Here is a 20368-nt window from a genome sequence, read left to right on the forward strand (position 1 = left end):
AAAATAATGGTGTTAATGAACTATTGTTTAATTAATTTTAGTGTTGCTGGGTTCTCTGAAATAATTTTGGCAAAATAAACACCTGAAGGCATTTCTTCAATATTTAATTGAATTTCTCCATATTTTACAGGGTAAACCTTAGTTAATAATAATTGTGATTGTACATTGTAAATTTCAACAGTTACATTGCTATTGTTAGAAGGTACCGTAATTTGGAAACTACCATTTGAAGGATTTGGATAGGCTATTATGTTTTCAAATAAATCAATGTTTTTTGAGAATACACCTTCACATTCTATAGCTGTTTTAACTTCAACAACATCACCGTGTTCAATTGCAATTGAAAAAGAAGGGTTGGAAGTTTTTAATACTTCTTTTCCATTTACCAATATGCTGTAAGGTGCTGTTCCTTCAGAAATTGTTATGGCTGCATTATTAGATTTAACAGTTGCTTTTGCTGAAATTGTAGCGGCTTCTTCAATAGTTATTGTAAAGTATTGCTCATAATTTTCTTCAGCAATAGCAATACAAAAATCATAGGTTCCGTTAGGTAAATTCTCAATAATTCTACTGTTTGAAAAACTATAGTCAACACCATTTATGGTTGTGGTATAAGTATGTCTTTCTTCCGTAGAAATTAATAGTTGTCCGTTTCCTTTTCCAGAGCAAGTTTCACCTATAGCTTCAATATTAAAATTGCTTGCAGAAAGCATAAAACAACCTAGTGCATCTACATTAGAACCCGGTGTTGAGTTTGGACAAAGATCAATATCATTACTTACGCCATCATTATCGTCGTCATTCGCATCTGCAGCTTGTACTCCGCAAATATCTATGGCCCAACTTACAATAACACCCACGTCTTGAGCTCCATTATCTGTCACATTTAAGGTCCAATCACCTAATGATGTTGTATTGTCTAGGTTAGATAATGCTACTTGAGGAGTGTATTCTCCGCTAAAAGGAGCTGAACCATCACTAATAGCTGTGGTGGCATCATCGCTAAAAATTGTATTTGAGTAATTAGATCCAGAACTACCATTACTTACAGAGAGTAAAATTGCAACGCCATTTGGACTAGTAAGTGTCAAGGTTAAATCTTGTAAATAAGGATGCGTAATATTTACTGAAACTTTAATATCTGAAATAGATAAGTTATCTGTTACTGAAATTACTGAATTTACACCACTTGAATTATTGTCTGGTATATTTAAAGGTGTATCTGTAGCGCTATGTATATTACAAAAAACACTTGCTGTTTGAAATGAAAATACTTCTGAAAAAACACTTTCACCACAGTTATTTATTGCTTTTACTCGCCAAAAATAAGTGTTGTTGGTATCTAAAACTTCTGAAGTATAAGTGTTTGACGTAACGGCATTGTTTTCTTCAACAATTGAGTTAAAATCACTGTCTGTAGCAATTTGAATTTGATAAGTTTCTGCATTTTCATTAGTATCCCATTCAAAAACAAATGGGCTTAATAGTTCGGTTGCATTATTTACAGGGTTTGCTAGTGTTGGTGCTGTTATGTTATCATCAAAAACATTCAATGTAAGTGTTTCTGTTCTTTCTAATGAAGTAGTTGCTGATGTTCCAATAATATCAATTTCATATGCTCCAACAGTAGCATTGGTAAGATTGCTAATGGTAATTTCAACAGTTGTGTTATTAGCCGTTGCAGTTGTAGGGTTGAATGTAACCACAGAACCTGCAGGATTTCCGGTAGCAGAGAATGTTGTGGTTTCATTAAAACCTAAAAAAGTATTGTAATTAAAACTATAAACTGCATTTGACGGTTTACAAACTTGTACGTTACTTTCGCTAAAATTCATTTGAAACTCTTTGGCTTGAATACTAATATTTGCACTGTTTATAGCGTAAAAAATATTGCCAACACTTTCTACTTTAACTCTTCCTAAATTGGTGGTTGTATTAGGAACAGTAATAGAGTACGAACCGTTATTTGGAACATTTGAAGCCAATGTGTAAGGGTAGGTATAACCTCCATCAGTTGAAAGTAAAATATTTACATTTGAACAGCTCACAGGAGCACTGGTTGTATTTGCAACATCCCATGTAATTGTTTTTGAATCTTCTGAATTCCATGAAGTAGCACTAGCTTGAGAGGTTACTTTAAAAGGTCCTGAAGAGTCGCTAAATGTTAAGGTCATTTCTTTACTTGCAGACTGTCCTCCATTTAAATTATTATCTCTAACATTAACACCAAATGTCATAGTTCTGCTAACTGAAGGTAACACTTCCCAAGAATTATTTAAGTTACCAGCAATCACCGTACTTTGATTTGGAAAGTATCTCATTGGTGATGTACTTGGCGCAACCGATCTAAATGAAGGTCCTTCTGTTGATGTTGGAATTGGAGGAGCAATAGCAGTTTCAGTATCTAATTGTTCCCAAGTATAAGTTAAAATATCATTGTCAGCATCTGTAGCATTAGCGCTTAAAACAAAAGGAGTAGAAACAGGGATGGTGTAGTTTGTTAATGTACTAACATTAGGTGCTGAATTTCCGGTGTCAGTTAATACTGCACAACTACTGCTATTTCCAAAGCTAATATTTGACCACATTTCTCTAATACTTACTAAATGAAAATAGTCATCACTTTGTGATTGCACATTCTCAGGAGTACATAAACCTGCATACGCCATAATTGTAGAACCACTTCCTGGTTCAATGGCTGTGCTGCTATTTATATTTCCATCACAGCTTCCTTCATCACTATTAAATGTATGATGCGCCCCAAATTGATGTCCCATTTCGTGTGCAACATAATCTATATCATAAGTGTCACCAATTGGGTAACTTGAACCAGTTATTCCTCTAGCTTTATTGGTGGTACAAGGTGAATTTAATTGTGCTAAACCACCACCACCAGTACTAAATGTATGGCCAATGTCATAGTTATCAAAACCTATGTTGGCATCTATCACGGTTTGGCTTTCACTAATTAAAACACTACCATCGTCATTTGTTAGCCCGTCAAGACCTGGATCTAAAAAAATAACATCGTCGTTATTTGCAACTAATTCCATGGTTAATGAAAGATCACGTTCAAAAATTCCATTTACACGTGTCATTGTAACATTAATGGCTGAAAGTATTACTTCTTTTTTTTCTGAAATAGGTGTACTTGAACCTATACCGTTGTAAATTAATTGAAACTGAGAATACTCTCCTGTTGTAGCAATAGCTAATCTGTAAGTTCTTAATTGGCCATCATTTGCATTCGTGCTTTTTGAACTAAGCGTTGATTTTTCTGAAGTTTCTTCTGAATTTGTTTCGTCAACCAAACAAACAAAAGGATCTATTGTTGGTACATCTTTTTTTGAATAAACCATATACGATTTAAAATCTGAAGTGTACGGGTCAATAAAAACAGCACCACCTTTATGCTGCATAACCATTGCGTGTAAACCTATTTTTGATAAACTAAATCTAATTATTTCTCCAGAATTGTCAACACTTTTACCAATGTAAGATTTAATACTTGGATATTTATTTTGTAAGGATTCATTTAAAATGGAAGCTTCAAAAACTTCATAATTTACAATATCTCCAGAAGCAGTTGGAAAACCAATAATACTACTTGATTTTCCTTGTTTGCCCTTTCTTTTTGGAGTATTTTGAAGTTTTTGGCTTAAAGCATCAATGTCTAATTGAAAAATTTCATAAGCATTTGGAATTGATCTTCTTTCAACTTTATGTTTTGAATTTACTTCAACTTCAGCGTTTCTAGACCACAATTCATCGTGTGATTGGGCTGTAAGTGAAAGCACTGTAAAAAAGAAAAAAAATACGCTGGTAATTAGTTTATAAAATAATGCTTTCATAGTTTTAGTTCTAGTTAAATATAAATTTTAGTGTTAACAAATATAACTCATATTCTTTTTTCTACAATTTTAATACCAATATAAATTAATTTGGGTATGCTGCTTTTTAATAAAATACATTATTTTTACCACTTCAATTCCTAAATATTGTTTTCAACATTGAAAATTTACAACGATTTATCTCAATATAATTCAACCAACAAAACATTTGTTACCATAGGTACGTTTGATGGGGTGCACGTAGGGCATCAAAAAGTTATAAAAAAACTAATTAAGAGTGCTAATAAAAAAAATGCCACATCTTTACTGCTTACTTTTTTCCCGCATCCAAGAATGGTGTTGCAAAAAGATATTGATATAAAGTTAATAAATACAATTGATGAGCGTATTCAATTATTAGAGAAAATCGGATTAGAAGAAATTGTTATTCAGCCTTTTACTGAAGATTTTTCTAAACTTACGGCGTTAGATTTTGTTCGAAAAATTCTTGTAAACACCTTAAATATTTCAAAATTAATTATAGGATATGATCATCACTTTGGAAAAAATAGAGAAGGTAATTTTGAGCAATTAGAAGAATATGGGCATACCTATGATTTTGGTGTGAATGAAATTTCTCAAAAAGATATAGACAATATTTCTGTGAGTTCAACAAAAATTAGAACTGCCATTGAAAATGGTGAAATTGAAAAAGCAAATAACTTTTTAGGTTACTATTTTATATTAACCGGAGAAGTAGTTAGCGGAAATAATTTAGGTGAAAAAATTGGGTTTCCAACTGCAAATTTAAGAATTAAAGAAACGTACAAACTTTTACCAAAAACGGGTGCATATTTGGTAAAATCTGAATTAAATTCTAAAACAGTTTTTGGAATGATGAATATTGGTTTTAGGCCAACTGTTAGTGGTAAAAACCAAACCATTGAAATTCATTTTTTTGATTTTAAGGCCAATTTGTACGGTCAAAAAATTCAGGTTGAGGTAGTGTCATTTTTACGTGATGAACAAAAATTTGAATCTATTGAAGCCTTGCAGCAGCAATTAAAAAAAGATAAAGAAAAATCACTTAAATTAATTAACGATATTTTTTAGCATAAATTTTGTAAATTAAACCTATGAAAAATCTTGTAATTATTTGTTTTTTGGTGTTAGTATCTTGTAAAACTTCGCAACCTACAAATTCAGTTTTAGTAAATGATGTTGTAATGCAACAAAGTGAAAATTGTCCAAAATCGGGAACCTGTTTGTTAGAGTTAATTCCAAATAAATCTTTAAATTTTAAAACAGATGAATTTGGAAATGTGTACCCTGTAATTGATGATGGTACTAAAACATTGTTTAAATATTCATTTACAAAAAATCCAATTTCTGATACTGAAGACAGTAATTATACTGAAATTGTGTATGCTGAGCTAGATTTAACAAAGGATTTACAATTACAAAATGAAACTTTAAAAGAGATAAAAATGCATTACGGTCGTTTGTGTTTTTGCAAAGGAGAAAGCGGTTACTTTCCTGTTTCAAAAGGTGTTTTTAACTTGACAAAAACAGCGCCTAATTTGGTGAAAATTGATGTAAATTTTATCATTAAAAAAGTCCCTCAAATTGTTTCCGAAATTCACGAAACGGTTTCTTTAAAATCAACTACAAGTAATTAGCTTCTTTTCATAGCAATTTCTTAAATTTGCGGACTAATTAAAGGAAAAAGCCATGTTACAAGTAGCGTTTATTAGAGAAAACAAGGAAATTGTTTTAAAAGGTTTAGCGAAAAGAAACTTAAAAAATGCAGCAGAATTAGTTGATAAAACTATTTTAGCTGACGAAGAAAGAAGAGCAACACAAACTGAATTAGACGCAGTATTAGCCGAGTCCAATAAATTATCAAAAGATATTGGAATGCTTTTTAAAACTGGTGAACGCCAAAAAGCTGAAATTTTAAAGAAAAAAACAGGGCAACTTAAAGAGAAATCAAAAGAGTTGACTGAGACACTTCAACAAAAAGCAACAGAATTACAGGAGTTATTGTATTTAATTCCAAATATTCCTAATGAAATTGTTCCTGCAGGATCAACAGATGAAGACAATGTAAACGTTTTTGAAGAAGGTGAAATTCCTGTTTTACACGAAGGGGCATTACCACATTGGGAACTGGCAAAAAAATATGATATTATAGATTTTGAGCTTGGAAATAAAATTTCAGGAGCAGGTTTTCCTGTTTATAAAGGAAAAGGTGCCAAATTACAAAGAGCACTTATAAATTATTTTTTAGATAAAAATACGGATGCTGGTTATGATGAGGTTCAAGTACCTCATTTAGTTAATGAAGCTTCAGGTATTGCAACAGGGCAATTACCAGATAAAGAAGGTCAAATGTATCATGATGCACAAGACGATTTATATTTGATTCCAACAGGTGAAGTTCCTGTAACAAATATTTATAGAAACGTTATTGTTAAAGAAAGTGAATTTCCTATTTGTAAAACAGCTTACACACCTTGTTTTAGACGTGAAGCTGGTTCTTATGGAGCGCACGTTCGTGGGTTGAACAGATTGCACCAATTTGATAAAGTTGAAATTGTTAGAATTGAACACCCAGAAAAATCTTACCAAGCATTAGATGGTATGGTTGAACACGTGAAAGGAATTTTACAAGATCTTAAAATGCCTTACCGTATTTTACGTTTATGTGGTGGCGATATTGGATTTACTTCTGCATTAACCTATGATTTTGAAATGTTTTCAACAGCACAAGATCGTTGGTTAGAAATTAGTTCGGTATCAAACTTCGAAACTTTTCAAGCAAACCGTTTGAAACTTCGTTTTAAAAATAGCGATGGTAAAAGCGAATTAGCACATACGTTAAATGGTAGTTCTTTAGCTTTACCAAGAGTTTTAGCTGGATTGTTAGAAAATTGCCAAACACCTGAAGGAATTAAAATTCCTGAAGTTTTAGTTCCGTATTGTGGCTTTGATATAATTAATTAGCCTGTACAGCAATCATTAATTTTTTATAGTGGTTCATTTTAATTAACGCATCAAAATATGCGTGTAATTCTCCGTTATTCATAAATTTTAATGCGCTGTTTTTAGCTGCCTCGTATTGTTTAATTAATTCTTTCATGTTTATAAAGATTGTTTGTGTTATATGTTTAAGACAAATTTCAGGCCAAAATGTTACAATTAAGGAATCAAATTAAGCTGTATTTATAAAAACTTTAACAGTTGTTTGGTTATCTTTGAAACTATAATAAATAGTAAATGCGTCAATTAATTCTCATATTTTTTTGTTGTTTTTCTTTGCAAATGCTTGCACAAGATCAGCAATTGGCGTATCAATATTTTAGAAATGGAGAGTATGAAAAAGCTGCTTCTATTTATAAAAAATTACATGAGAAAAATCCGCATAATTCAAGTTATACCAATTATTTAATTGATTGTTATCAATTGTTAGAAGCGTATGATACAGCTAATGATTTAATTCAAAAGCAACTTCGAAAAAGTGCTAATAATAATTATTTGTATGTTGACTTGGGTTATATTTTTCAATTACAACACCATAAAGAAACTGCAAATTTATATTACCAAAAGGCATTAGCAGCAATTGATGAAAATCCAAATATTGGATATTTAGTAGGGAAATCATTTCAAGATAATCATTTGTTAGATGAAGCTTTATTGGCGTATAAAAAAACAATGCAATTGAATCCGTCTGCAAATTACAATTTTCAAATTGCAACCATTTATGGTGAAAAAGCAGATGTTCCAAATATGTTTAATACATATTTAGATATGGTTGAATTGGATGAGAAATATGTACCACGTGCTAAAAATTATATGGGTAGCTTTTTAAGTGATGACCCCGAAAACACCAATAATATTACATTAAGAAAATTATTGCTAAAACGTTCTCAAAACAATCCTAAAAATAGTTGGAATCAATTGTTAAGTTGGTTGTATTTGCAGCAAAGTGATTATATGAAGGCTTTTATTCAAGAAAAAGCGGTGTATAAAAGAAATTTAGAAGATTTAAATCCTATAATTGAAATAGCAACTATAGCTTTTGAAAATAAGGCTTTTGAAGTTTCTAAAAGTTGTTTTCAATATGTATTAGAAAATACAAAAGATGTTGATGTTGAATTAACTGCTAAGTTGTATTTACTGCAAATTAGTATGGAGTCTAACATAGATTTAGAGGTAGTTGAAACTCAATTTCAAGAATTATTTAAGCAATACGGAAAAGATAAAACTACACTAAATATTCAAGTTGCTTATGCTGATTTTTTAGCGTTTAAAAGAGGTGAACCTAAAAAAGCAATTTCAGAGTTAAAAAAGATATTAAAATTACCTTTAAATGATTTTCAAAATGGTTTTGTAAAAACCAAATTGGCAGATGTTTTAGTGTTTACAAATAAATTTAGTACTGCATTAATTTATTATACTCAAGTTCAAAATAGTTTAAAAAATCATGAAATAGGGCAAGAAGCACGTTTTAAAATTGCGCAAACTTCTTATTTTAAAGGAGATTTTGAATGGGCACAATCACAGTTAAGCGTGCTAAAAAATTCAACGTCGCAATTAATTTCAAATGATGCGTTAGATTTAAATTTATTGATAACAGATAATAGTGCAAAAGATAGTTTAAGAGTTGTTTTGCAAACATATGCAAGTGCAGAATTATTAGAGTATCAACATAAAAACAAACAAGCAATAGATACATTACAGGTAATTGTAACTAATTATAAAGAGCATTCATTACTTGATGAAGCGTTGTTTAAGCAAGCAAAATTATTTGAAAAAACAGAAGATTATCTAAAAGCTGAATCTAATTATTTAGCAATTATTGCTTTAAAAAATGACGATATTTTAGTTGACAATGCCATTTATTCTTTGGCTGAATTATACTTAAATAAATTAAATAATATAGAAAAAGCAACCTCTAATTATCAACGCATAATTTTTGAATATCCTTCGAGTATTTTTTTAGTAGATGCCCGAAAAAAGTATAGAAAATTAAGAGGAGACCATATAAATTAAAAGCTAAAAACTAATAACATGTATATATATAACGTAACAACTAACGTAGCAGAAGAAATCCATGACAAATGGTTGCAATGGATGAAAACGGTACACATTCCAGAAATGTTAAATTCGGGTAAATTTAGCAACGCTAAAATGACTCAAGTTTTAATTGATGAAGAAATGGGAGGTACAACATATTCTGTTCAATACACAACAGATAGTATGGAGACTTTAGAAGCATATTATAAAGATGATGCTCCAAAACTTAGAGATGAAGCAAACAGCTTATTTCAAGATAAAATAATAGCTTTTAGAACAGAATTAAAAGTAATAAGCGAGCAATTTAGTGTTACTGTAAAAAATTAATTATATGAGTGTAAGAGCAAAAAAACACCTTGGACAGCACTTTTTAAAAGATGAACTTATTGCAAAACAAATTGCAGATAGTTTAACAGAAAAAGGGTACAAAAATGTATTGGAAATTGGTCCTGGAATGGGTGTTTTAACAAAATACTTGCTCAAAAAACCATTTACAACACACGTAATTGAAATTGATACAGAATCGATTGAATACTTACAAGCACATTACTTAAATTTAGCAAACAGGATTATTTCAAAAGATTTTTTAAAAATAAACTTGTCTGATTTTTTTGGAGAGGAACAATTGGCAATTATTGGTAATTTTCCATACAATATTTCAACACAAATAGTTTTTAAAACTTTAGAAAACCGACATCAAATACCTGAGTTTTCGGGGATGTTTCAAAAAGAAGTTGCTCAAAGAATAGCTGAAAAAAAAGGAAGTAAGGTATACGGAATTCTTTCAGTGTTAACGCAAGCATTTTATGATGTTGAGTATTTATTTACAGTACCACCAACGGTTTTTAATCCACCACCAAAAGTAGATTCAGGAGTGATTAGATTGATAAGGAAAGAAAATTATACCCTTCCTGTAAATGAAAAATTATTTTTTAGAGTAGTAAAAACCGCTTTTCAACAACGTAGAAAAACATTACGTAACAGTTTAAAAACATTCAATCTGTCTGATGTTTTAAGAGAAGATGCTATCTTTGGAAAACGTCCAGAACAGTTGTCTGTTCAAGAGTTTATTAGTCTTACTTCTAAAATAGAAAAAGATGCAGTTTGAAATTACAAAAGAATATATTGAAAATATTCAACAACTAATTATTGATAAACATGATAATACACTTTTAAAAAGTTTAGAAGATGTACATTATGCTGATGTTGCTGAGTTAATTGAAGAGTTAAGCACTGAAGATTCACTATATATTATAAAATTATTAGATAGTGATTTTACGTCGGATGTTATTGCAGAGTTAGATGAGGATGATCGTGAAAAAATATTAAAAGGACTTTCCTCAAAAGAAATTGCCGAAGAAATTGATGAATTAGATACAGATGATGCTGCTGATATTATCAACGAATTACCTGAAGAGCAAAAGGAAGAAGTAATATCTCAACTTGAAGATGTTGAGCACGCCAAAGAAATTGTTGAACTTTTAAGGTATGATGAAGATACTGCCGGTGGTTTAATGGCAAAGGAATTGGTGAAGGTGAATGAAAATTGGAATGTGCTTACTTGTGTTAAAGAAATGCGGGCACAAGCTGAGGAAGTTACACGTGTACACTCTATTTATGTTGTTGATGATAGCGATGTTTTAAAAGGTCGCTTATCATTAAAAGATTTATTAACAACTTCAACACGATCTCCAATTACTGATGTTTTTATTAAAAATGTTGATTCGGTTAATGTTCATGATAAAACAGATGAAGTGGCTAGAATTATGCAAAAGTACGATTTAGAAGCCATTCCTGTAGTTGATGAATTAGGTCGTTTAGTTGGAAGAATTACCATTGATGATATTGTTGATGTTATAAAAGAAGAAGCTGAAAAAGATTATCAAATGGCAGCTGGTTTAGTAGATGATGTTGAAGCTGATGATAGTATTATTGAATTAACAAAAGCACGTTTGCCTTGGCTTGTTTTAGGGCTTTTTGGAGGGCTTGGTAGTGTTTTTATTATGGAAGGTTTTGATGCGGCTTTAGGTAATTATAAAGAGCTGTTCTTTTTTACGCCTTTAATTGCCGCAATGGCTGGTAATGTAGGTGTTCAATCTTCTGCAATTATAGTGCAAGGTTTGGCTAATGATATTATTAAAGGTAGTTTGTTTAAACGTCTTATTAAAGAGGTTAGCATTAGTTTAATAAGTGGTGTTGTTTTAGGCTTACTTATTATAATTTTTGGGTTGGTTACTAGTATGGATTTTAAATTTAGTTTTACCGTGGCAATTTCTATGTTATGTGTAATTATTATAGCTTCGTTAATTGGAACTTTTGTACCAATAATTTTAGATAAGCGTGGAATTGATCCAGCTATTGCTACCGGACCTTTTATTACAACAAGTAATGATATTTTTGGAATATTTTTGTTTTTCTATATTGCTAAAAGCATTTTAGGTTTTTAGTTTTAAAGAAGTTTATAAGAATATTTCTATTCAAAATGAATAAAAAAAATGCCGAACAAAACTTGTTCGGCATTTTTTTTAAGTGTTAATACTATTAAGAGAATAGTTTCACAATATCATTTCCATTGGCAAGAATAAGCAATGCAATTAACAATATAAATCCTGTTATTTGAGCGTACTCTAAAAACTTGTCATTTGGTTTTCTACCTGTAATAATTTCATATAAAGTAAACATTACATGACCACCATCTAAAGCTGGAATTGGCAGTAAGTTCATAAACCCTAACATAATTGATAAAAAGGCTGTAATGCTCCAAAATGCTTGCCAGCTCCAAGTTGCAGGGAAAATATTTCCAATTGCAATAAAACCACCAATACTTGTTGCTCCTTTTTTAGTGAAAACATATTTAAATTGAGAAATGTAGTCTTTCAACGTCCAAACCGCTAAAGAATTACCCATAGGAATACTCTCTAAAAAAGTATAGTCTTTATGTTGAACTACAACGGTGTTTGATGTGCTTGGAGCTACACCAATAGTTTTATCTTCACCTGGTTTTACTACTATGTTTTCAGTTGTTCCATCTCTTTCAACAACAATAGCAATTTCTTCAGTAGCACTTACTATAGTTGATGTTAATTGGTGCCAATAGTTAATTGCCACACCATTCATAGAAACAATTCTATCTCCTACTTTTAATCCTGCATTGTCAGCTGGTGAATCTGTAGAAACTGTTCCAATTACTGGAGGAATAATAGGTGAAAAAGGTGTCATAACTCCATTTTCCCACATAATACTTCCAATATTTTCAGGTATTGCAATTGTTTCATTAGTTCCATCTTGATGCGTTACATCTAAAGAAGTAATACCTCTTAAAAATAAATGTTTGTTTACATCAGTAACATCCAAAGGTGTTTCGCCGTTAAATTTGGTAATTTTATCACCATCTTTAAATCCGTATTCTTTAAACGTCTCATGAACAGCAAAACCTTGTTTCACATCGTTAGGAGCTACGTAATCAATTCCCCAAACAAAGGTTATCATTATGTAAATTAAAATACCAAGTATAAAGTTTACAATAACACCACCCAACATAATTATTAAGCGTTGCCAAGCTGGTTTAGATCTAAATTCCCAAGGTTGAGCAGGTTGTTTTAGTTGCTCAGTGTCCATACTTTCATCAATCATCCCTGAAATTTTCACATAACCACCTAAAGGTATCCAACCTATTCCGTAAACGGTATCGCCAATTTTTGTTTTAAATAAAGAGAATTTGTAATCAAAAAATAAGTAAAATTTTTCAACTCGAGTTTTAAATAGCTTTGCAGGAATAAAGTGTCCTAATTCATGCAAAACAATTAAAAAAGATAGACTTAAAATAAATTGTGAAGCCTTTATTAATATTTCCATATATGTTTTTTCAAAATAAAATCGCACAAATGTACGGTTTTAAATACAGTTGTAAAAACTAAGAAATAAGGTTAAGTTACCTTTTAACAAAGTTTTAAAAGACTTAAGTAACTATGTATACTAATTGTGCTAAATTTGTTTTTTAATTTTATGCAAAAATGGATTTAAAGTTTTTCAAGAAGTCGGTACCTACGTTGGTTATTATGGGTGTTTTTTCAGTGTTAATGGTATATGCAATTTATACAATGCTTACACCTGAAAAGCGATTGCCAGTTTTTAATCCTGCTGATGTAAATCCAAGATTGGTTGATGAATCTTTGGTGCATATTAGAAATAATCATAAAGTATCCGATTTTAAATTAATTAATCAAAATGGAGATACCATTACGCAAGCCAATTATGAAGGTAAAATTTATGTAGCCGATTTCTTTTTTACAAGATGCTTAACAATTTGCCCGGTAATGACCAATAATATTGGTATTTTACAAGAAACATTTAAAAACGATGATGATGTTATGTTTTTATCACATTCAGTAACACCAGTAATTGATAGTGTTTCGGTTTTAAGAGCTTATGCTGATGTAAAAGGTGTAATTGATTCAAAATGGAACATTACAACTGGCGATAAAAAACATATATACAAACTAGCCAGAAAAAGTTATTTTGCTGTTTTAGATGAAGGTGATGGTGGCTTGCAAGATTTTGTACATACTGAAAATTTTGTGTTGGTTGATAAAAAGAAACAGATTAGAGGCTTTTATGATGGAACTGACCTAGAAGATATTGAGCGTTTAACCGCAGATATTCGAATATTACAAGCTGAAAAAAATTAAAGTGACAATTATCATTGTTTAGAATCGTTCTAATTTAGTATATTTGCTGTATATTATTTATAATAATTCTTAATAATGTTTAAAACCATTGCAAATTTAAAGATAGGAGAAAAGGCTTTTATAGAAAAACTTTGTTTGGAGCAAATTCCTTTAAAGCTTCTTGAAATGGGTTGTTTACCAGGTATTGAGGTGCAACTTATTCAAAAAGCACCTATGCAAGATCCTTTGTATATTAAAGTCAATGGAAGTCATTTAGCAATTAGAAAAGAAACTGCCGAGAAAATTACCATTAATAAGTAACAAACTGTAAACTGAATGAATAGTGAAAAGGTTGTAAAAGTTGCTTTAATAGGAAACCCAAACACAGGAAAAACTTCTTTATTTAACCAATTAACAGGGTTAAAACAAAAGGTTGGAAATTATCCAGGAATAACTGTAGATAAAAAGCAAGGTATTTGTAAGTTAAATGATACGGCTAAGGCCGAAATAATAGATTTGCCTGGAACTTATAGTATTAACCCATCATCTATGGATGAAACGTTGGTGCTAAACACATTGTTAGATGAAAACAACGACACCTTTCCTGATGTTGTGGTGGTAGTGGTAGATGTTGAAAATATTAAAAGAAATTTACTTTTATTTACTCAAATAAAAGACTTAAAACTCCCTACAATTTTGGTGATCAATATGGTTGATCAAATGAAACGAAAAGGGATTAATTTAGATGTTAAAAAATTAGAAGAAAAGCTAAAAACAAAAATAGTTTTAGCTAGTGCAAGAAAAAAAATTGGGATTGAAGAGTTAAAAACTGAAATACTTGCTTACAAAAGTTTAGATAAAACTCCTGTTGCAAAAATTTCTGATAGAATTGATGCCGACTACTTTGAAAACCTAAAAAAAGCATTTCCAGATTTCCCGTTGTATAAATCGTGGTTGTTAATTACACAAGACGAAGAGTTTGACTTTTTGACGGAAAAACAACAAAAATTAGTTTTAAAATTTAGAGAAGATGCCGTTTGCATAAAACGATATCAGCACAAAGAAACAATTTTAAGGTATCAAATTATCAACGATGTTTTAAAAGAAAATTTCAACGTAGATTCATCTAAAGCAACCGATTTAAGAGGTGTATTAGATAGAATTTTAACGCATAAAATATTTGGCTATATAATTTTTGCAGCCATTTTATTATTTATTTTTCAAGGTATTTTTGATTGGGCTAGTTATCCAATGGATTTAATTGATGGCGCTTTTGCAAGTTTAAGTTCTTGGGCAAAATCTGTAATGCCACCAGGAACCTTTACCAATTTAGTTGCAGAAGGTATTATTCCGGGTATTGGAGGCGTTATTATTTTTATTCCTCAAATTGCCATTTTATTTACTTTTATTGCCATTTTAGAAGAAACCGGGTATATGAGTCGTGTGGTTTTTTTAATGGATAAAATAATGAGAAGATTTGGAATGAGTGGAAAAAGTGTGATTCCATTAATTTCAGGAACAGCGTGTGCTATTCCGGCAATTATGGCGTCCAGAAATATAAGTAGTTGGAAAGAACGCTTGATAACTATTTTGGTTATTCCGTTTACAACTTGTTCTGCAAGACTACCTGTTTATGCCATTTTAATAGCATTAATTATTCCTGATAAGCAAGTGTTAGGTTTTCTTAATTTACAAGGTTTAACAATGATGGCTTTATATTTACTTGGATTTGCCGCTGCAATTTTGTCGGCAATAGTATTGCATAAGGTTTTAAAAATAAAAAAGAAAACATTGTTTGTAATTGAAATGCCAAATTATAAAATACCTTCAATAAAAAACATTTTATATGAAGTTGTTGAAAAAACAAAGGCATTTGTACTTGGTGCAGGAAAAATTATTTTAGCAATTTCAATTGTTTTATGGTTTTTAGCATCAAACGGGCCGGCATCTTTTAAGAATGCCGAGGAAACAGTAGCAGCCAAACAAGAAAATGCTCAATTATCTCAAGAAGATCTTCAAAAGAAAATAGCATCTTATAAATTAGAAAACTCTTATATTGGTTATATGGGAAAAACCATTGAACCAGCCATAAAGCCTATGGGGTATGATTGGAAAATTGGGATTGCCTTGATTAGTTCTTTTGCGGCTAGAGAGGTGTTTGTAGGTGCTTTGGCTACTATTTATAATGTAGATAGTGATGGAGATGAAAGCACAATAAAACAGCGAATGGCTGCTGAAGTTGATTCAAATGGAGATAAAGTATTTGATTTACCAACAGGAGTTTCGTTATTGTTATTTTATGCATTTGCCATGCAGTGTATTGGTACTTTAGCCATTGTTAAAAAAGAGACTAACTCCTGGAAATGGCCTATTTTACAATTAATTTGTATGGGAGCTTTAGCTTATTTTTCGGCGGTAATAGCATTTAATATTTTAAGCTAATGCAAGATATTTTAGTATACATAACATTGGGATTGGCCCTTGCATTTTTAATTAAAAAGTATTTCTTTAAATCTAAAAGCAAAGGAAGTAAGTGTAATACCAATTGTAATTGTTAAAGTATTTTCTAACAGTTATTACTACGAATTTGTTTAAACAATATGAGTTTTAAAATAAGTGTCTATTAAAAAGGGAATCAGCTTATTTTGGAAATAATAGAATAATATTTGCTCTAATTCCCCATTCTGGATTTAAAGGATTGTTACCGTAATAAATTTTTGGTCCTCCACCTAACTGCATCATTTGTTTTCCAAATTTTAAAACTTTTGAAAAGTAAACGCCTGCAAAACCGCTAAATGTGTCACTGTCCCAACTTTGTGTATTTTCTGAAGCAATAGTGAATGAAGCTCCACTTTTATTTGCATAAGTTAAAAAAGGTTGAAAAAAAGTATTACTAATGTCATTTGTTCCACTGCCTGCATAGGACCAAATATGGTTTGCTAATGCTCCATATGTCCATTGACCTTGTAATTTTAATATTAGTAAATTTGGACCTGCTCCCCATTTTTTTGAACCTAAATTGTTTGTTGCTGTTGGTATTGTTAAAACTACACCAGTTCCCCAAACCATACCATTTTTAACTTCTTTTGGAGAAAAGAAGATACTTTGTGTAGTGTCTCCAAGGCCTGTTTGGTTAGTTCCAATTGCAGTAACATCATTTTGAGAAATAAAAGGTAAGATTGTTCTACTAATTAAATTCCATTTTTCATTAATAGAGATAGGTATTACGGGTTGAAGATTAACGTTATATCGAAAGCCGTTGAAAGCACCAAGATTAAAATCAAAATTATTTTGAAGGGGTACACTAATAAGTGAGGCTACTGGATTTGCTAATTGTTTTGCTAATTTCTCTGCTGAATGACCCGTATTCTCTTCATTTTGTGCTTTTAGGGTGTTTATATTTACTACAAATAGAAGCAAAACGAAACTTAAAACTAGTTTTTTCATAACTGTAAAAATTGAAAGATGTTTTATATAAATGTCCTATATTCTTGAGCTAAAACCTTACTAAAATAGTAATGTGAAAGACAATTTATTGCAAGTTATAATTTTTATTTGAAAAAACTAACTGTGAATAATTGCTTTAAGAGTTTGATTCAAATAAAATAGCCAATTTTTAGATAATTAAAGTCTAAAAATTGGCTATCATTTAAGCGTTTATTAATAAATAATAAACTTAAAAAGTTCAAATTAATGACTCATCATTGCTCTTTTTGCTTCAGCTTCTAAGTTTACATAAGGAACTCCTTCTACAGTTACACCAACAAAATCAATTTTTCCTCCATTAAATTTACTTGGAGAAGGGTAATTTTCACTAACAGCATCTGCGCTATCATATCCTATACATAATCCATCTCCAGATAATGTAAATTTCGCTGGCTGTGTTTTCATAGGGCCTTCAGCTACCACTTTATTATCTATGTATAGTTTTGTTTTACCAAGAGATTCTCCTTTTTCACCTGTTTTTTCTCTAATAAACTCCATACCAATAGTGTATTTACCTGGTTTTAGTTTTACAGAAGATTCAAAAACTTGCTCAGGTTTTATCCCTAAGAAATTATATACATAGTATAATTTCTTGTTTTTGATAAATAAAGAATGACCTCCAAAACGAGAACCATGTGCAAATACAACTCCAGATGTAGTATTTGTAATTTCTACATTTGCCAATATTTTATAAGAACGTCCTCTTACATTCACCGCATTTCCTTCTGGTACCGCAGCAGCAAAAGGATAATAAATATATCTATCTCTAGATGGTTCTGCAGATGGTCTTTCAATACCAATTATTTCAGCAGCACTTCTATCATCTAACGGCAATACATTGTTTTTCTCTGCTTCAACAAACCAAGCATCAATTAATTCTTGTAATTTTTCTGGGTTTTCTTTTGCTAAATCATGAGATTCAGATCTATCAACAGCAACGTGGTATAATTCCCAATCGTCTTTGTCAAAATTTCCAACTCCTGAAAGAGGTGCGTGAACAGCAGCAGCTTTCCAACCATCTTTCCAAATTCCACGAGAACCTAACATAGCATAATATTGTACGTGTTTTTGAGTAGAGGCATTTGGCTCTGCATCAAAAGTGTATGCCATTGAAACACCTGATAGTGGTACTTGTTTTACACCATTATGTACTTTAGGCATTTCCAATCCTATTGCTTCTAATAAAGTAGGAACAATATCGACAGAGTGATGGTATTGATTACGAATTTCTCCTTTTGCTTTAATACCTTTTGGCCAAGAAATTACTAAAGGGTCATTTGTACCTCCAGCATATTGCGAATAACGCTTAAACATTTTAAAAGGTGCTGAAAAAGCAGAAGCCCATCCCGTTGGATAATGTTCATATGTTTCTGGACCTCCTAAAACATCTATATATTTCATGTTTTCAGATAATTCATCTGGGTACCCATTAAAAAATTTGTTTTCGTTTACTGATCCATTTGGAGAACCTTCTCCTGACGCTCCATTATCAGCAGCGTATAATACAATTGTATTTTCTAATTGTCCACTTTCTTCCAAATAATCAATTACTCTTCCTACTTGTACATCGGTAAATTCAGAAAAACCAGCATATACTTCTGCCATTTTAGCGAATAATTTTTTCTCATCGTCATTTAAAGTATCCCAAGGGCGAACCATATCAATTGCTTGTGCCATATCTTCACGCATTGGGTTCATAGGTGTATTTACCGTTCCTTCAGGTAGAATTCCTTTTTCAATCATACGTTCAGTTACCCAATCTCTATAAGCATCATAACCAGCATCAAATTTTCCTTTGTATTTAGCAATGTAATCTTTAGGTGCATGGTGAGGTGCGTGATTTGCTCCTGGATTGTACCACATATACCAAGGTTTTGAAGGATTGGTAGCTTGTTGGTCTTTTAACATTCCCAAAGCGTGATCTGCTAAATCTTTAGAAAGGTGGTACCCTTCTTCAAATTCTTTTTCTACAAAATGATTGTCTTCAATTAAATCTGGGTACCATTGGTTAGTTTCTCCACCAATAAATCCGTAAAAACGATCCCATCCCATTTGTAATGGCCATTGTTTTTTACTTCCTCCAGATGCAACATCTTGCTCAGGAACATTGTGATTTTTCCCAATCCAAAAAGTACTGTATCCATTTTCTTGTAATATTACAGAAAGAGGAGCTACTTCTGGTCCCATTCTACCATTTGCTCCTGGGAAACCATCGGCTGTTTCTGTAATAGCAGCCATTCCATTTAAATGGTGATTTCTTCCTGTTTGAATTGTTGAACGCGTTGGCGAACATAGTGCAGTGGTATGCCATTGCGTGTACGTTAAACCATTAGCAGCTAGTTTATCCATTGTTGGCATGTTAATTGCACCACCGTAAGGAGACCAAGCTCCTAATCCAGTATCATCATATAGTATAAACAGTACATTTGGAGCACCTTCAGGTGCTGCTTTTGGTGTGTAAGCTGACCAGTCTGATTCTGAATCACGAATGTCTAAAGCTATTTTACCTTTAAATTCAGGAGTAGCGTTGTTACTTTCTTTTGATTGATTTGCTGTTTGGTTACAACTTGAAACAACTGTAACTAAGCAACCAACAAATAGTATTCTAAAGAATACCTTTAATTTAGTAGTTTTCATAAAAAAAATGATTTGAAATTATAAACAAATTTATTGTTTATAATTTTCAAAAAAAATATCATTTGATAGGTTTTATCTTATTTTTTTTGATTCTATGGAGGGTTAAAGGTGTGATTCCTAAAAAACTGGCAATATGTTTATCATATGTTGAATGAAGGTATAATGGATTCCATTTTTTTAAATCATCGTAGCGCTCTTTGGCTGTCATGCTAACAAAAGTATTGACTCTGTGTGAGAGTGCAAGAATTATTTCTTTTAAAAAGTTTAAATAAAACTCCATTAGTTTTTTGTTCTTGTACCCAAGTTGTTCTAATTGTTCAATATCAAATTTAAGATAATGAATTTCACTTACCGACTCAACAGATAGTATTTGAGTTTCATTTCCAAATACTCTAGCATCAGCAATTAAATTGCCTTCTGTTCTTAGATAATTGTTTAAATCTTGGCCAGATTTATCAATCATAAAAGCTCTTGCTGAACCTTTTAAAATAAGTAATACTTGTTTGCTATTACTACCGCCTTTTAATAAAAGTTTTTTGCTTTTTGCCCAAGAATATTCTGAGATAGATAAAAATAGTTTTATTTCTTCTTTACCTAAAACTGGAAATTGTTTAGTAATGATGTCTTTTATAGCTTTTTTTGATAGATCCATTTTATAAAAATTGAGCT

16 protein-coding genes are annotated in these 20368 nt (G+C 31.1%); 10 read left to right on the top strand and 6 right to left on the bottom strand.

Annotated features, from left to right (window positions below):
• Nucleotides 1-20: 20 nt before the first annotated feature.
• Nucleotides 21-3851, bottom strand: coding sequence for a reprolysin-like metallopeptidase (locus tag ACFQ5N_RS04655; RefSeq protein WP_386808149.1), 3831 nt, complete (start codon nt 3849-3851; stop codon nt 21-23).
• 159 nt (nt 3852-4010) lie between these two features.
• Between ACFQ5N_RS04655 and ACFQ5N_RS04660 the strand changes: the two genes are divergently transcribed.
• From ACFQ5N_RS04660 to serS, 3 genes are read left to right on the top strand one after another with little or no spacing between them, the layout of a single operon-like run.
• Entirely contained in the window at nt 4011-4943 is a 933-nt protein-coding gene (locus tag ACFQ5N_RS04660; RefSeq protein WP_386808151.1) for a bifunctional riboflavin kinase/FAD synthetase, read from the top strand.
• Nucleotides 4944-4966: 23 nt separating this feature from the next.
• Entirely contained in the window at nt 4967-5509 is a 543-nt protein-coding gene (locus tag ACFQ5N_RS04665; RefSeq protein WP_386808153.1) for a hypothetical protein, read from the top strand.
• A gap of 52 nt (nt 5510-5561) precedes the next feature.
• Complete coding sequence (gene serS / locus ACFQ5N_RS04670; protein WP_386808155.1) at nt 5562-6836, top strand: serine--tRNA ligase; 1275 nt, start codon at nt 5562-5564, stop codon at nt 6834-6836.
• Here the strand turns inward: serS and ACFQ5N_RS04675 are convergent.
• Nucleotides 6829-6972, bottom strand: coding sequence for a hypothetical protein (locus tag ACFQ5N_RS04675; RefSeq protein WP_386808157.1), 144 nt, complete (start codon nt 6970-6972; stop codon nt 6829-6831). The genes serS and ACFQ5N_RS04675 overlap by 8 nt on opposite strands.
• A gap of 137 nt (nt 6973-7109) precedes the next feature.
• On the opposite strand from ACFQ5N_RS04675, the gene ACFQ5N_RS04680 reads away from it, so the two are divergent.
• The 4 genes from ACFQ5N_RS04680 to mgtE are packed head-to-tail and all read left to right on the top strand — an operon-like array spanning nt 7110 to nt 11356.
• On the top strand, nt 7110-8885 hold the full coding sequence (locus ACFQ5N_RS04680) for a tetratricopeptide repeat protein (protein WP_386808159.1): 1776 nt from the start codon (nt 7110-7112) through the stop codon (nt 8883-8885).
• Between the two features lie 18 nt (nt 8886-8903).
• Complete coding sequence (locus ACFQ5N_RS04685; RefSeq protein WP_386808161.1) at nt 8904-9236, top strand: DUF4286 family protein; 333 nt, start codon at nt 8904-8906, stop codon at nt 9234-9236.
• Between the two features lie 4 nt (nt 9237-9240).
• Entirely contained in the window at nt 9241-10017 is a 777-nt protein-coding gene (gene rsmA / locus ACFQ5N_RS04690) for a 16S rRNA (adenine(1518)-N(6)/adenine(1519)-N(6))-dimethyltransferase RsmA (protein ID WP_386808163.1), read from the top strand.
• On the top strand, nt 10007-11356 hold the full coding sequence (gene mgtE, locus ACFQ5N_RS04695) for a magnesium transporter (protein ID WP_386808164.1): 1350 nt from the start codon (nt 10007-10009) through the stop codon (nt 11354-11356). The genes rsmA and mgtE overlap by 11 nt, the downstream gene beginning before the upstream one ends.
• 94 nt (nt 11357-11450) lie before the next feature.
• Here mgtE and rseP read toward each other — a convergent pair whose 3' ends face one another.
• Entirely contained in the window at nt 11451-12764 is a 1314-nt protein-coding gene (gene rseP / locus ACFQ5N_RS04700; protein ID WP_386808166.1) for an RIP metalloprotease RseP, read from the bottom strand.
• Between the two features lie 158 nt (nt 12765-12922).
• Here rseP and ACFQ5N_RS04705 point away from each other — a divergent pair, with 158 nt between their 5' ends.
• The 3 genes from ACFQ5N_RS04705 (at nt 12923) to feoB (ending at nt 16018) form a co-directional block, all read left to right on the top strand.
• Nucleotides 12923-13597, top strand: coding sequence for an SCO family protein (locus ACFQ5N_RS04705; RefSeq protein ID WP_386808168.1), 675 nt, complete (start codon nt 12923-12925; stop codon nt 13595-13597).
• Nucleotides 13598-13672: 75 nt separating this feature from the next.
• Nucleotides 13673-13897 carry a FeoA family protein gene (locus ACFQ5N_RS04710; protein ID WP_386808170.1) on the top strand — a complete coding sequence of 75 codons (225 nt, stop codon included), beginning with the start codon at nt 13673-13675 and terminating at the stop codon, nt 13895-13897.
• A gap of 15 nt (nt 13898-13912) precedes the next feature.
• On the top strand, nt 13913-16018 hold the full coding sequence (gene feoB, locus ACFQ5N_RS04715) for a ferrous iron transport protein B (protein WP_386808171.1): 2106 nt from the start codon (nt 13913-13915) through the stop codon (nt 16016-16018).
• 198 nt (nt 16019-16216) lie between these two features.
• Here feoB and ACFQ5N_RS04720 read toward each other — a convergent pair whose 3' ends face one another.
• The 3 genes from ACFQ5N_RS04720 to ACFQ5N_RS04730 all read right to left on the bottom strand — a co-directional run bounded on the left by ACFQ5N_RS04720 (nt 16217) and on the right by ACFQ5N_RS04730 (nt 20351).
• Nucleotides 16217-17023: a hypothetical protein gene (locus tag ACFQ5N_RS04720; RefSeq protein WP_386808172.1), complete on the bottom strand. Its 807-nt coding sequence runs from the start codon at nt 17021-17023 to the stop codon at nt 16217-16219.
• Nucleotides 17024-17266: 243 nt separating this feature from the next.
• On the bottom strand, nt 17267-19699 hold the full coding sequence (locus tag ACFQ5N_RS04725) for an arylsulfatase (protein WP_386808173.1): 2433 nt from the start codon (nt 19697-19699) through the stop codon (nt 17267-17269).
• Between the two features lie 58 nt (nt 19700-19757).
• Nucleotides 19758-20351, bottom strand: a complete 594-nt coding sequence (locus ACFQ5N_RS04730) for a Crp/Fnr family transcriptional regulator (RefSeq protein WP_386808174.1) — start codon at nt 20349-20351, stop codon at nt 19758-19760.
• Between the last annotated feature and the right edge of the window lie 17 nt (nt 20352-20368).

Origin of the sequence: Lutibacter holmesii (genome assembly GCF_042679665.1) — a bacterium.
In the GTDB taxonomy this organism is placed as follows: domain Bacteria; phylum Bacteroidota; class Bacteroidia; order Flavobacteriales; family Flavobacteriaceae; genus Lutibacter; species Lutibacter holmesii.

What these genes read in the sequence shown, in the direction of transcription:
- rseP (WP_386808166.1), bottom strand. Translation starts at nt 12,764, where the DNA reads ATGGAAATATTAATAAAGGCTTCACAATTTATTTTAAGTCTATCTTTT.
- ACFQ5N_RS04705 (WP_386808168.1), top strand. Translation starts at nt 12,923, where the DNA reads ATGGATTTAAAGTTTTTCAAGAAGTCGGTACCTACGTTGGTTATTATG.
- ACFQ5N_RS04685 (WP_386808161.1), top strand. Translation starts at nt 8,904, where the DNA reads ATGTATATATATAACGTAACAACTAACGTAGCAGAAGAAATCCATGAC.
- ACFQ5N_RS04725 (WP_386808173.1), bottom strand. Translation starts at nt 19,699, where the DNA reads ATGAAAACTACTAAATTAAAGGTATTCTTTAGAATACTATTTGTTGGT.
- mgtE (WP_386808164.1), top strand. Translation starts at nt 10,007, where the DNA reads ATGCAGTTTGAAATTACAAAAGAATATATTGAAAATATTCAACAACTA.
- feoB (WP_386808171.1), top strand. Translation starts at nt 13,913, where the DNA reads ATGAATAGTGAAAAGGTTGTAAAAGTTGCTTTAATAGGAAACCCAAAC.
- ACFQ5N_RS04655 (WP_386808149.1), bottom strand. Translation starts at nt 3,851, where the DNA reads ATGAAAGCATTATTTTATAAACTAATTACCAGCGTATTTTTTTTCTTT.
- ACFQ5N_RS04710 (WP_386808170.1), top strand. Translation starts at nt 13,673, where the DNA reads ATGTTTAAAACCATTGCAAATTTAAAGATAGGAGAAAAGGCTTTTATA.
- ACFQ5N_RS04665 (WP_386808153.1), top strand. Translation starts at nt 4,967, where the DNA reads ATGAAAAATCTTGTAATTATTTGTTTTTTGGTGTTAGTATCTTGTAAA.
- ACFQ5N_RS04730 (WP_386808174.1), bottom strand. Translation starts at nt 20,351, where the DNA reads ATGGATCTATCAAAAAAAGCTATAAAAGACATCATTACTAAACAATTT.
- ACFQ5N_RS04680 (WP_386808159.1), top strand. Translation starts at nt 7,110, where the DNA reads ATGCGTCAATTAATTCTCATATTTTTTTGTTGTTTTTCTTTGCAAATG.
- serS (WP_386808155.1), top strand. Translation starts at nt 5,562, where the DNA reads ATGTTACAAGTAGCGTTTATTAGAGAAAACAAGGAAATTGTTTTAAAA.
- ACFQ5N_RS04720 (WP_386808172.1), bottom strand. Translation starts at nt 17,023, where the DNA reads ATGAAAAAACTAGTTTTAAGTTTCGTTTTGCTTCTATTTGTAGTAAAT.
- rsmA (WP_386808163.1), top strand. Translation starts at nt 9,241, where the DNA reads ATGAGTGTAAGAGCAAAAAAACACCTTGGACAGCACTTTTTAAAAGAT.
- ACFQ5N_RS04675 (WP_386808157.1), bottom strand. Translation starts at nt 6,972, where the DNA reads ATGAAAGAATTAATTAAACAATACGAGGCAGCTAAAAACAGCGCATTA.